The following is a 12,940-nucleotide window of genomic DNA, read 5'->3' as shown; positions in this document are numbered from 1 at the left end:
TTCGAGATTCCGGCTGGCGGTGTTCGCCGTGATCGCGGCGGCGATCGGCGCCCTGCTGGTCTGGTCGGTCGGGGCCCTGGTCGAGCAGCGGGCGATGACGGCCCTGCGCGCGCGGGCGAGCGCTTCGGCGGCGCTGCACGCCGCGGTGCTGCGCAGCGAGCTCGACAAACAGCGGGCCCTGCCCCTGGTCCTGGCCGACGACGCCGACCTGGAAGCCGCCCTCGCCAGCCGGTCGCCCGCCAAGCTGGAGGCGCTGTCGCGCAAGCTGGAGGCGCTGGGCGTCCAGGCGCGCGCCGCGGCGGTCTATGTGATCGCGACCGACGGCGTCACCGCGGCCGCCAGCAACTGGCGGCTGCCGACCAGCTTCGTCGGCTCCGACTACGGCTTTCGTCCCTATTTCACTGAGGCCCTGCGCAGCGGCTACGCCGAGCAGTTCGCCCTGGGCACGGTCAGCCGCAAGCCCGGCCTCTATCTCGCCCGCCGCGTCGACGGCCCGAAGGGTCCGCTTGGCGTCGTGGTGGTCAAGCTGGAGTTCGACGGCGTCGAGGCCGCCTGGCGGGCCATCGGCGAGCCGGCCTTCGTGGTGGACAGGCAGGGCCTGGTGCTGATCACCAGCCAGCCCGAATGGCGCTTCCTCGCCCGTGATCCCCTGCCGCAGGCCAGACGCGACGCCCTGCGCGCCGGGGGCCAGTACGGCGGCGCGACCTTCGCTCCCCTGCCCTTGCGCCAGAAGTCCGGCGCCGTGGCCCGCACCGACACGCCGCGCGCCGAGCGCCAGATCGAGACTCGCCTGGCCGACGTCGCTCCAGGCTGGACGCTGCACCTGCTCAGCACGGCCGTTCCCGCCGAACAGGCGGCGGCGGCGGCGCGCTGGATCACCGCCCTGGTCTGGACCCTGCTGAGCGCGGCCCTGCTGTGGCTATGGGTGCGGCGCCGTCGCATCCACCTGGCCGCTCTACGCGACCGCGAGACGCGCCTGGAGCTGGAACGGCGCGTCGAGGAGCGCACCCACGAACTGACCGAGGCCAACCGCGCCCTGTCACACGAGGTCGAGGAGCGCCAGCGCACCGAAACGAGGCTCCGTTCGCTGCAGGCCGACCTGGTGCAGGCCAACAAGCTGGCGTCCCTGGGCCAGATCGCCGCCGGCGTGGCGCACGAGATCAACCAGCCGGTGGCGGCGATCCGCGCCAACGCCGACAACGGCCTGCTGCTGATCGGCCGCGGCCTCGCCGACGCCGCGGGCGAGACCTTCACGGCCATCGTGGCCATGACCGAGCGGATCGGCCGGATCACCGACGAACTGCGAGCCTTCTCGCGCAAGGCCGACGGCCGGGTCGAGCCGACCCTGGTCACCGAGGTGATCGACGGCTCGGTGCTGCTGACCGCCAGCCGTTCGCGACGGCAGGAAGCCCGCCTGGTCCGCCGGGGCGAGACGGCGGGCCTCAGCGTACTGGGCGAGCGGGTGCGGCTCGAACAGGTGCTGGTCAACCTGCTGCAGAACGCCTTCGAGGCGGTGGGCAGCCGCGCCGACGGCGTCGTCACCGTCACGGTGCGGGAAGACGCCGACACGGTCGAGATCGCGGTCGGCGACAACGGCCCAGGCCTGGCGCCCGAGGTGGAACGCGCCCTCTTCACCCCGTTCCTGACCACCAAGCCGCGCGGCCTGGGCCTAGGCCTGGTGATCGCCCACGACATCGCCGTCGACTTCGGCGGCCAGTTGACGGCGACCTCGTCGCCCGGCCAGGGCGCGACCTTCATCCTGACCCTGCGCAAGGCCGTTCCATGAGCGCGCCGGCCGGCAAGATCCTGCTCGTCGACGACGACGAGGCGCTGCGGGTCGCCGTCGCCCAGGGCCTGGCCCTGCGCGGCTTCGACGTCGCGGCGTTCGACAACGCCCCGTCGGCGCTGAAGGCCGTGTCGCGCGACTTCGACGGCGTCATCGTTTCGGACGTGCGCATGCCTGGCATGGACGGCTTGGCGCTGTTCCAGCGCGTCCAGGCGATCGACCCCGACATCCCGGTGCTGCTGATCACCGGCCACGGCGACGTCGCCATGGCCGTGGCCGCCCTGCAGGACGGGGTCTACGACTTCGTCTCCAAGCCCTTCCCCATGGAGCGGCTGACCGCGGCCCTGTCGCGCGCGTTGGAGAAGCGCAGACTGGTGCTGGACAACCGCCGCCTGGAGGCCGCCGCCCAGAACGCCGGGGGTTCGATGCTGCTCGGCGACACACCGGTAATGCAGCGCCTGCGCGCCACCATCGCCCAGTTGGCCGAGGCCGAGGTCGACGTCCTGATCCAAGGCGAGACCGGCGTCGGCAAGGGTCTCGTGGCCCAGGCCCTGCATCGCGGCGGCTCGCGCCGCGCCCGTCCGATGGTCACGGTCAACTGCGCGGCGCTTCCCGAGGCCGTGTTCGAGACCGAACTGTTCGGCGCGGCCGGCGGCGCAGGCGGCCTTCGCCCCAATATCGGCCGCATCGAGCGCGCCGACCGTGGGGTGCTGTTTCTCGACGAGATCGAGGGCCTGTCGCCCAGCATGCAGGCCAAGCTGTTACGGGTGGTCGAGGAACGCGAGATCTGGCCCGTCGGCGCGTCCGAGCCGCGCCACCTGGACCTGCGCATCGTCGCAGCGAGCAAGATCGACCTGGCCGAGGCCGTGCGCGACGGCGCCTTCCGCGCCGACCTCTATTACCGCCTGAACGTGGTCACCCTGGTGGTTCCGCCTCTGCGCGAGCGGCGCGAGGACGTGCCCGCGCTGTTCGGCCACTTCATGGCCGAGGCCGCGGCCAGGCTGCGACGGCCGGCGCCGCGCCTGACGGCGACGATCCGCGACCATCTGCTGGGCCACGACTGGCCCGGCAACGTCCGGGAACTGGCGCACTACGCCGAGCGCGTGGCCCTGGGCCTGCCTTCGGCCGCCCTGGGCGAGGACGGCGCCGTCCAGGGCGCCGACGAGGGCCTGGCCGAACGCACCGGCCGCTACGAGGCGATGGTCATCCGCGAGACCTTAGCGGCCTGCGGCGGCGACGCCCGCACGGCCATGACGCTGCTGCAAACCCCGCGCAAAACCTTCTACGACAAGCTGCGTCGCCACGGCATCGACATCGACCGCTACCGGCCGGCCAAGCCTTCCCGCCCATAAGGACAAGCCACGGCCGCGCCACCCAAGGCGCTCGCCTGAACAGGCCATGCTCGCCGTAGAGCGCTCGCTAAGACTTCATGGTCGCATCACTTCAAAGACATTCAATTCTTCGGCGTCAGCTATATTAGCGAACATCGCCAGCGGTATTTTACAAACTCGCATGATCATTCGGCAGCTACCGTTATAGCTTCTGCAAGCGGCCGATGAGTGACCGCGCGGAGGAACATCCATGACGGTCACGCTTGAGCGACGCCCTGAGGTCAAAACCGCCGCCCTCACGCTTTCGCCCCTGGAGCCGACGATCGGGGCCGAAATCTCGGGCGTCGACCTCAGCCGCCCGCTGAGCCCCGAGGATCGGGATTTCATCAAGGCCGCGCTGCTGCGCTACAAGGTGGTCTTCTTTCGCGACCAGCATGCGCTGGACGCCGAAAGCCAGGCCGCCTTCGCCGCCAATTTCGGCCCGCTGTACACCCACCCCACCACCCGCTCGGACGCCAACAACAAGCCGATCCACAAGATCGAACCGCCGGACCTGCAACTGTTCGAGGCCCGCAAGGCGGCCGGCGCGGGGCTGGTCCAGGCCGGCTATCACAGCGACACCAGCTGGCGGCTGGTGCCGACCTGGGGCGCGGTGCTGCGGGCGATCGACCTGCCCGAGGTCGGCGGCGACACCGTCTGGGTGGACGCCGGCGCGGCCTATGAAGGCCTGAAGCCCGAGACCAAGGCGCGGCTGGAAGGCCTGCACGTCACCCACGATTTCCGCGACGCCCTGCTCGCGGCTGGTCACGACTATCCCATCGTGGCCCACCCGATCGTCCGCAAGCATCGGGAGACCGGCGCCTCGATCCTGTGGGTCAATTTCACCCAGAAGCCGCAGGTCATCGGGCTGGACCGCGCGGAGAGCAACGCCCTGCTGACCGAGATCCTCGACCAGTACCGCAAGCCCGAATACCAGGTGCGCTTCAAGTGGCGGCCCGGCTCCGTGGCCTTCTGGGACAACCGCGCCGCCGTCCATATCGCCATCCGGAACTATGGCGACTTCCCTCGCCTGCTCGACCGCGTGCTGATCGCCGACGAGCCGCTCTGGACCGACCTCTAGCCCACACCGACATTGGCCGCTTCTCCATCGGGGGAAGCGGCCCGCCACGCGCGCGCCTCCGCCAGACACCGAGGCGTCGGCTTCCAGCTGCGCAGGCCCGCGTCGCGTTTCGTACTCAGAGTTCCCATCCCGAACAGCCCCATGGCGTCTTCGCCATCTCAAGGGCCCGCGCGACCGCCTGCCTGCGGATCAGCCACCTTCTCGACAAGCACGAGCCCCGATCGGTCGCACGCCCGCTCGCAGGCGCCGGCGCACCGCGCCTCTCATCTGGCGATATTCAGACGCCAGCACGAAAAGCCGCCTTCGGATTGAACCTTTGCCTTAGGCCCGCGTTCACGGACCTTGCACGGCGATGTCCGTGATCGGGGGACTTGTGATTTTCAGCTCAAATTCGAGGCCGGCGACAATCAGCCGACCGGCATGGACGTCGACGTGATCGACCCCTGCCCGCCCCTTTTCCCCTGTTCCGGCCCGACAAGCGCGGCCCACGCCCACAGTTCGAGTTTCTCATGTCGCTGACCCCTTCCACCCGCGAGGCCGCCCGCACGAACGTGGACCTGTGGACCACCCTTGGTCTCGTGACCGTGCTGGCCTTCTTCCTGATCAGCGGCACGATCGCCTATCGCAACATCCAGGTGCTGCGGACCAACAACCAGATGATCATGCACTCCCACAAGGTGCTGATCGCGCTGGACGAACTGCTCTCCACCGCCCAGGACGCCGAGACCGGCCAGCGCGGATACCTGCTGACCGGCAACGACCGCTATCTGGAGCCCTACCAGAGCGCGGTCACCGCCGCCGCGACCCGGATAGAGGCCGTCGCTTCCCTCACCCAGGACAACGCCGATCAGCTGGCCAACACCCGCCAGCTGCGCAAGCACATCGACGCCAAGCTGGCCGAACTGGACGAGACCATCACCCTGCGCCGCAGCCAGGGCGCCCAGGCGGCGCTGGCGGTCGTTTCCACCGATCGCGGCAAGACCGAGATGGACGCCATCCGCAGCCAGCTTGACGTCATGCGACAGGAGGAGAACCGGCTGCGCGCGCTGCGCATCGCCGAGATGCAGGAAGCCTACAAGACGGCCACGGCCAGCGGCGTGCTCTCGGGCCTTCTGGGCGCATTGCTGACCGTCGCGGTGTTCGTGCTGGTCCGCCGGGCGGCCACCGCCCGCGCTCGCGAGGAATGGCTGCAATCGGGCCAGGTCGGGCTTTCCGACGCCATGATGGGCGACAAGTCGGTCGAAGAACTGTCCGACGGCATCCTGTCGTTCCTGGCCGGCTATCTAGGCTTCCAGGCCGGGGCGCTGTTCAAGGGCGAGAACGGCCACTTCTATCGCGCCGCCGCCCTCGGCATTCCCGGCGACGCCAACGTGCCCCTGCGGTTCAGCCTCAAGGAAGGCCTGCTGGGCAAGGTCGCCGCCGAAGGGCGAGCGACGATCGTGCGCGACGTGCCCGACGGCTACATGACCATCGGCTCGGCCCTGGGCGCCGACAAGCCGCGCCACCTCGTCCTGGTGCCGACCCATGCGGACGACACGGTCAACGCCGTCCTGGAACTGGGCTTCCTGCACCCGGTGGGCGACCAGGTGCTGAACCTGCTCGACCAGGCCTCGGGCTCGATCGGCATCGCCCTGCGCTCGGCCCGCTATCGCGTCGAACTGCAGAACGCCCTGGAGGAAACCCAGCGCCAGTCGGAAGAACTGCAGGTGCAGAGCGAGGAACTTCGGGTCTCCAACGAGGAGCTCGAGGAGCAGAGCCGCGCCCTCAAGGAATCCCAGACCCGCCTGGAGCAGCAGCAGGTCGAGCTGGAACAGACCAACAGCCAGCTGGAGGAACAGGCCCAGACCCTGGAAACCCAGCGCGACGAACTGGAGCGCAGCACCGCGGCCGTCACCCTGAAGGCGCGCGAGCTGGAACAGGCCAGCCAGTACAAGTCCGACTTCCTGGCCAATATGAGCCACGAGCTGCGCACGCCGCTGAACTCGCTGCTGATCCTGTCCAAGCTGCTGAGCGACAATCCCGACGGCAACCTGTCGAGCGAACAGGTGAAGTTCGCCCAGACCATCGCCTCGTCGGGCAACGACCTGCTGACCCTGATCAACGACATCCTCGACCTTTCGAAGATCGAGGCCGGCCACATCGAGGTGCGGCCCGAGACAGTGAGCGTGCAGCGCCTGGTGAGCGACCTGCGCCAGCTGTTCAAGCCGGTGGCCGACGAACGGCGCCTGGCCTTCGAGATCGAGATCGATCCCGCCTGCCCAGCCGCCTTCGAGACCGACCGCCAGCGCCTGGAGCAGATCCTCAAGAACCTGCTGTCCAACGCCTTCAAGTTCACCGAGAAGGGCGGCGTCACCCTGGCTATCAAGCCGGCCGCCGACAGCCTCGCCTTCGCGGTCCGGGACACCGGCATCGGCATCGCCCGCGAACAGCAGGAAAGCATCTTCGAGGCCTTCCGCCAGGCCGACGGCACGATCAGCCGCAGGTACGGCGGCACCGGCCTTGGTCTGTCGATCTCGCGCGAGCTGTCACGGCTGCTGGGCGGCGTGATCGGCCTGGAAAGCCAGGCCGGCAAGGGCAGCACCTTCACCGTGACGCTGCCCGTCGCCTACGACCCCGCCCGCATCGCGCCGCGCGAAGCCCAGGTTCGCGCCGAAGCGCCGGCGCCGACCGGTTCGCCGCAGCGCGCCCCACGGCCGGTTCAGGCCGTGGAGGACGACCGCGAACAGCTGGGCGGCTCGCGCCGCGTTCTGCTGGTCATCGAGGACGACGAGGTCTTCGCCGGCATCGTGCGCGATCTCTCGCGCGAGATCGGCTTCCAGTGCCTGGTGGCCGGCACCGCCGAGGAAGCCCTGAAGCTGGCCAAGCGCTTCAAGCCCAGCGCCGTGGTGCTCGACGTCGGCCTGCCCGACGAGTCCGGCCTGATGGTGCTGGACCGCCTGAAGCGCGACGACGCCACGCGCCACATCCCGATCCACGTGGTCTCGGCCAGCGACCACGCCCAGACCGCCCTGTCGCTGGGCGCCATCGGCTACCTGGTCAAACCGGTCCGGCACGAAGACCTGGCCGACGTTCTGCGCGGGCTGGAGGCCAAGCTGGCCGGATCGGTGCGGCGGGTGCTGATCGTCGAGGACGACCCGGTGCAGCGCGACGCCGTCGGCAAGCTGCTGTCGTCGGGCGATGTGGAGACCGTCGGCGTCGGCACCGCCGCCGAATGCCTCGAACAGCTCAAGCAGCAGACCTTCGACTGCATGGTGCTGGACCTGTCACTGCCAGACGCCTCCGGCTTCACCCTGCTGGAGACCCTGAGCCAGGATGGCGACCGCGCCTTCCCGCCGGTGATCGTCTATACCGGCCACGACCTGTCGGCCGACGACGAGCAGCGGCTGCGCCGCTATTCCAGCTCGATCATCATCAAGGGCGCCAAGTCGCCCGAACGCCTGCTCGACGAGGTGTCGCTGTTCCTGCACCAAGTGGTGTCGGAACTGCCGGCCGAGCAGCAGAAGATGATCCAGAAGGCCCGCAATCGCGACGCGGTGCTGGAAGGACGACGGATCCTCATCGTCGAGGACGATATCCGCAACGTCTACTCGCTGACCAACGTGCTGGAGCCTCGCGGCGCCATCGTCGAGATCGCCCGCAACGGCCAGGAGGCGATCGACGCCCTGGCCCGCGCGGCCGGGGATCCCGCCCGCGCCGTCGACCTGGTGCTGATGGACGTGATGATGCCGGTGATGGACGGCCTGACCGCCGCCCGCGAAATCCGCAACGATCCCAAATGGGCCAAGCTGCCGATCCTGATGCTGACCGCCAAGGCCATGCCCGACGATCAGGAACGCTGCATCGCCGCCGGCGCCAACGACTACATGGCCAAGCCCATCGACGTGGACAAGCTGCTCTCGCTCGTCCGGGTCTGGATGCCGAGATAGGCGATCCCAGTGCCCGAAGCCGTCGTCGACCTCGAAATCCAGCTGCTGCTGGAGGCGCTGTACCAGCGCTACCACTACGATTTCCGCCACTATGCGCGGGCGTCGATCAAGCGACGCCTGGTGCAGGCGCGCGACCAGCTGGCGTTCCCGACCATCTCGGCGATGCAGGACCGCGTGCTACACGACCCGTCGATGCTGCCGCGCCTGCTCGACTACCTGACCGTCCAGGTCAGCGAGATGTTCCGCGACCCGTCCTACTTCCGGGCGCTGCGGGAGAGCGTGCTGCCCCACCTGAAGACCTATCCGTCGCTGAAGGTCTGGATCGCGGGCTCCAGCACTGGCGAGGAGGTCTACTCCCTGGCCATCCTGTTCCGCGAGGAGGGCCTCTATGACCGGACGCTGTTCTACGCGACCGACATCAATCCCGAGGCCCTGGCGGCCGCCGAAGCCGGTGTCTATCCGCTCGAGCGCATCCGCAAGTTCACCGAGAACCACCAGAAGTCCGGCGGGCGGTCCTCGCTGTCGGACTACTACACCGCCGCCTACGGCCGGGCCGTGTTCGACAAGACGCTGCGCGAGCGGGTGGTGTTTTCCGACCACAGCCTGGTCACCGACGCCGTCTTCGCCGAGATGCACCTGATCTCGTGCCGCAACGTGATGATCTATTTCGATCGCCCCTTGCAGGATCGCGCCATCGGCCTGTTTCACGACTCCCTGGCTCGCAAGGGTTTCCTGGGCCTGGGCTCCAAGGAAAGCCTGCGGTTCTCGGCCCATGCCGGCGGCTTCTCGGACTTCGTCCCCGGCGAGAAGATCTACCAGAGGCGCGAACCATGAGCAGCGCGTCCCCGAAAGCCGTCGTGATCGGCGCCTCGGCCGGCGCCGTCCAGGCGCTGCTGACCATCCTGCCCGCCCTGCCCGCCAGCTTCGCCCTGCCGGTGCTGGTGGTGGTGCACGTGCCGCCGGACCGCGACAACGTCCTGGTCTCCCTGCTGCAGGCCAAGTGCCGGCTGACGGTGAAGGAGGCCGAGGACAAGGAGCCGCTGGTCGGCGGGACGGTCTTCTTCGCGCCTTCCGACTACCACCTCCTCGTGGAGACGGACGGAACCCTGGCCATCTCGACAGACGAGCCGGTGAACTATTCGCGGCCGTCGATCGACGTCCTGTTCGAGAGCGCCGCCGACGCCTTCGGCGAGGCTCTGGTCGGCGTCGTCCTGACCGGCGCCAATCACGACGGCGCGGCGGGCCTGCGGGCCGTGACGCAGGCGGGCGGGACGGCGATCGTCGAGGATCCGAACTTCGCCCATTCCAGGGCCATGCCGCTCGCCGCCCTCGAAGCGAGCTCGGAAGCCGCCATCATGACCATCGATGCGATCGCATCGTACCTGTCGAGTTTGGGAACCACGCGATGATCGCCGACAAGCCGATCAACTTCCTCCTGGTCGACGACCTCGAAGAGAACCTGCTGGCGCTGGAAGCCCTGCTCCAGCGCGACGGCCTGACCTGCCTGAAGGCGCGATCGGGCGAAGAGGCGCTGGAGTTGCTGCTGACGCACGAGGTCGCCCTGGCCCTGCTCGACGTGCAGATGCCCGGCATGGACGGCTTCGAACTGGCCGAATTCATGCGCGGCAGCGAGCGCGCGCGACACATCCCGATCATCTTCCTGACGGCCGGCGCAGCCAACCTGCAGCGGCGCTTCCGCGGCTACGAGGCCGGGGCGGTCGATTTCATCCAGAAGCCGATCGAGCCGAACGTCCTGCGCAGCAAGGCCGCCGTGTTCTTCGACCTGCACCAGCAGCGCCAGCAGATCGAACGCCAGCGCGACGAACTGGAGGCGGCCGCCCAGGCCCTGCGCCGGGCCGACCGCCACAAGGACAACTTCCTGGCCGTGCTGGCGCACGAGCTTCGCAACCCGGTCGCGGCCCTGGGCGGCGGCCTGCACCTGCTCAACAAGGACATCCCGCCCGAACGAGCCAGGGACATCCGCGTGCGGATGGACCGGATGCTGTCGCACCTCTCCCATCTGGTCGACGACCTGCTCGACGTCTCGCGCGTCAGCCAGGGCAAGATCTCGCTGAAGAAGGAGCGGATCGAACTGGGCGACGCGCTGCGTTCGGCGATCGAGGCCAGCCAGCACAACATCGACGCCGGCTCGCACCGCTTCGACGCCGACCTGCCGGACGAGGCGATCTGGCTCGACGCCGACCACACGCGCGTAGCGCAGATCGTCGCCAACCTGCTCAACAACGCCGCCAAATATACCCCGCCCGGCGGCGAGATCACGCTGACGGCGCGACGCCTGGACGCCGAGGTCGAGATCCGCGTCACCGACACCGGGGTCGGCATCCCGCCGGCGATGCAGTCGCGCATCTTCGAGATCTTCGCCCAGGTCGAGGACCACTTGACCAAGGCCCAGGGCGGCCTGGGCATCGGCCTGGCCCTGGTCAAGCAACTGGTGGCGCTGCATCGCGGAACGATCGAGGTCGAGAGCGCCGGCGAGCACCTGGGCAGCACCTTCATCGTGCGGCTGCCGACCATCGATTGACGAGCGCTGAAGGGCTCCTGACCTCTTAGTCGCCCGCCACGAGGTTGATCTCGAATTGCAGCCCACGCGTCGCAGGCGTCACGACGATATCGCCGCCGTGAGCGGAGACGATGGCGGCCACCGTCGCCAGGCCAAGGCCGTGGCCCGCCGTGGTGCGCGACGGATCGAGACGCACGAAGCGCTTGAAGATCCTGTCGCGCTCCTCCGGCGGCACGCCCGGCCCGTCATCGCCGAACACCACCCGGACACTGTCGCCGGTCGCCCGCGTCGAGATGCGGATCTGAACCCCAGCGCCTGCGTGGAACAGGCTGTTGTCCATGAGGTTCGACAGCGCCTGCAACAGCAAGGGCCGATCGCCGCGAACGGTCGCGGGCTCCAGGTCGAGCGACAGCGCCATGTCGGCCCTTTCCAGGGCCGGGCCATAAGCTTCGGCCAGTTCGTGGACGAGCGCCACGAGGTCCAGGGCCACGAAACGATCCCGCACGGAACGACCTTCGATCTCCGCGAGCGCTAGAAGACCCGACAGCAGGCCCTGCAGGTCGTCGACCTCGTTCAACGCGCCCTCGACGCGCGCCTTCCGGGCGCCATCGGTTGTCTCCGCCTCGATATCCTCAAGGCGCGCGCGCAGGCGGGTCAGAGGGGTGCGGATGTCGTGGGCGATGTCGCCCGAGACCTGGCGCAGGTTGCTCATCAGGGCCTCGATGCGATCGAGCATGCGATTGAGCACCCTGGCCAGTTGGTCGAACTCGCCGCCCGAGCCGTCGACCGGCATGCGACGGCGCATGTCGCCGGCCATGATCCCTTCGGCGGCGCCGTGGATCGCGTTGAGACGCCGCTGCACGACCCCGCCGAAGCCGAAGGTCGCCAGCACGCCTACCGTCGCCACCAGGCCGGCGCTGATCAGGAACACGCGCAGCAAGGCCCGGTCGATATCGAGCAGGTCGGCGCGGTCGGCGGCCACGACCAGTCGACCGCCGCCAGGCAGTGGCGCATTCATGGCCTGGGCGACGCCGCTGCTGCCGTCGGGCCGGCGAAACCGGATGAACTCGCTCCAGCCGGGCGGCGGCGTCTCGGCCTGGAAGTCCCCCGCCCTTCGCCTGCCCGACGCGTCGAGCACGATATAGCCCATGCGGCTGCCGACCTCGGACCGCCCCGCCAGATAACCCAGCGTGCCCCGGGCCGGACGCCGGTCGCGGTCGGTCACCGCCCGCACCAGCACGTCGAATCCGGCCCGCTCGTAGGTGGCGAGCAGCGACTGGGTTTCCAGCTCGATGCGATGATCGAGTTGCCGCTCGATCTCGTGGTGGACCATGCTGAACGTCACCACCCCGACCGCCAGCGTCAGGACGCAGGAAATCCCCGCCACCACGAGGCTGAGGCCACGAACGGTCCTGGGCGTTCGACTACGCATCGTCGTTCATCATGTAGCCGGAGCCTCGGATCGTGCGGATGGCGCTGCGCTCGAAGCCTTCGTTCAGCTTGCTGCGCAAACGGGACATATGGGTTTCGACGATGTTGGTCTTGGGATCGAAACCGAAGTTCCAGACCTTTTCGAGCAGCATGGTCCGGGTGACGATGCGGCCGGGATTGCGCATCAGTTGTTCCAGCAAGGTGAACTCCCGGGGCTGCAGGTCGATCGAGCGCCCGCCCCGGCGCACCTCCCGGCGCAGCAGGTTCATCTCGATGTCCGCCACGCGCAGGATCGCATCGAACTCGCCCGTCGGCGGTCGTCGGCCCAGCGCCGCCACGCGCGCGGCGAACTCCACGAAGGCGAACGGCTTGACGAGGTAGTCGTCGGCGCCCTCCTCCAGGCCGTCGACCCGGTCCGCGATCTGGGACATGGCCGTCAGGAGCAGGACCGGCGTCGTCCGCCCCTGCGCGCGGATCGCCTTCAGGACCGACAGTCCGTCGACGCCAGGCACCATCCGGTCGAGCACCAGCACGTCGAAATCACGCTCGGCCAGGCGCCGCAGCGCCACCGAGCCGTCGGCCTCAGCCTCCACCACATGGCCACGCTCGGTCAGGCCGCGCTGGATGAACGCAGCGGTCTCGGGATCGTCCTCAAGCAGGAAGACCTTCATGCCCGCCTTACCGTGATGTTGGCCGCGCTATACATTTTCCCAACCTTGCTTCCAGCGCATCGACACGCCAGCGCCAAACGATAAGGCTTTGCCGCACACCATCCGCGCGCCCAACCTACGTCGATATCTCCCGCCGTGATCCACGCCCAAGCCC

At 68.8% G+C, this 12,940-nt stretch carries 9 protein-coding genes; 7 read left to right on the top strand and 2 right to left on the bottom strand.

Annotated features, from left to right (window positions below; all coding sequences use genetic code 11):
* Positions 1–19: 19 nt before the first annotated feature.
* From AC07NS_RS22520 to AC07NS_RS22490, 7 genes are all read left to right on the top strand, one after another.
* Positions 20–1,786, top strand: a complete 1,767-nt coding sequence (locus AC07NS_RS22520; RefSeq protein ID WP_494606875.1) for a sensor histidine kinase — start codon at positions 20–22, stop codon at positions 1,784–1,786.
* Positions 1,783–3,138 (top strand): sigma-54-dependent transcriptional regulator, encoded by a 1,356-nt coding sequence (locus AC07NS_RS22515; protein WP_494606873.1) that lies wholly within the window; start codon positions 1,783–1,785, stop codon positions 3,136–3,138. Before AC07NS_RS22520 ends, AC07NS_RS22515 begins: the two co-directional genes overlap by 4 nt.
* A gap of 229 nt (positions 3,139–3,367) precedes the next feature.
* Complete coding sequence (locus AC07NS_RS22510) at positions 3,368–4,237, top strand: TauD/TfdA dioxygenase family protein (protein ID WP_494606871.1); 870 nt, start codon at positions 3,368–3,370, stop codon at positions 4,235–4,237.
* A gap of 509 nt (positions 4,238–4,746) precedes the next feature.
* Entirely contained in the window at positions 4,747–8,163 is a 3,417-nt protein-coding gene (locus tag AC07NS_RS22505; RefSeq protein WP_494606870.1) for a response regulator, read from the top strand.
* A 9-nt stretch (positions 8,164–8,172) separates the two neighbouring features.
* Entirely contained in the window at positions 8,173–8,997 is an 825-nt protein-coding gene (locus AC07NS_RS22500) for a CheR family methyltransferase (protein WP_494606868.1), read from the top strand.
* Positions 8,994–9,572, top strand: coding sequence for a chemotaxis protein CheB (locus AC07NS_RS22495; protein ID WP_494606867.1), 579 nt, complete (start codon positions 8,994–8,996; stop codon positions 9,570–9,572). Before AC07NS_RS22500 ends, AC07NS_RS22495 begins: the two co-directional genes overlap by 4 nt.
* Positions 9,569–10,705, top strand: coding sequence for a hybrid sensor histidine kinase/response regulator (locus tag AC07NS_RS22490; protein ID WP_494606865.1), 1,137 nt, complete (start codon positions 9,569–9,571; stop codon positions 10,703–10,705). Before AC07NS_RS22495 ends, AC07NS_RS22490 begins: the two co-directional genes overlap by 4 nt.
* A 25-nt stretch (positions 10,706–10,730) precedes the next feature.
* Here AC07NS_RS22490 and AC07NS_RS22485 read toward each other — a convergent pair whose 3' ends face one another.
* Together AC07NS_RS22485 and AC07NS_RS22480 are read right to left on the bottom strand one after the other, a co-directional pair.
* Entirely contained in the window at positions 10,731–12,116 is a 1,386-nt protein-coding gene (locus AC07NS_RS22485) for a sensor histidine kinase (protein ID WP_494606863.1), read from the bottom strand.
* Entirely contained in the window at positions 12,109–12,786 is a 678-nt protein-coding gene (locus tag AC07NS_RS22480) for a response regulator transcription factor (protein ID WP_494606862.1), read from the bottom strand. The genes AC07NS_RS22485 and AC07NS_RS22480 overlap by 8 nt, the downstream gene beginning before the upstream one ends.
* Positions 12,787–12,940: the final 154 nt, after the last annotated feature.

Source organism: Caulobacter sp. GW821-FHT10A10 (genome assembly GCF_059415745.1).
This window is presented reverse-complemented; position numbering and strand designations above follow the sequence as displayed.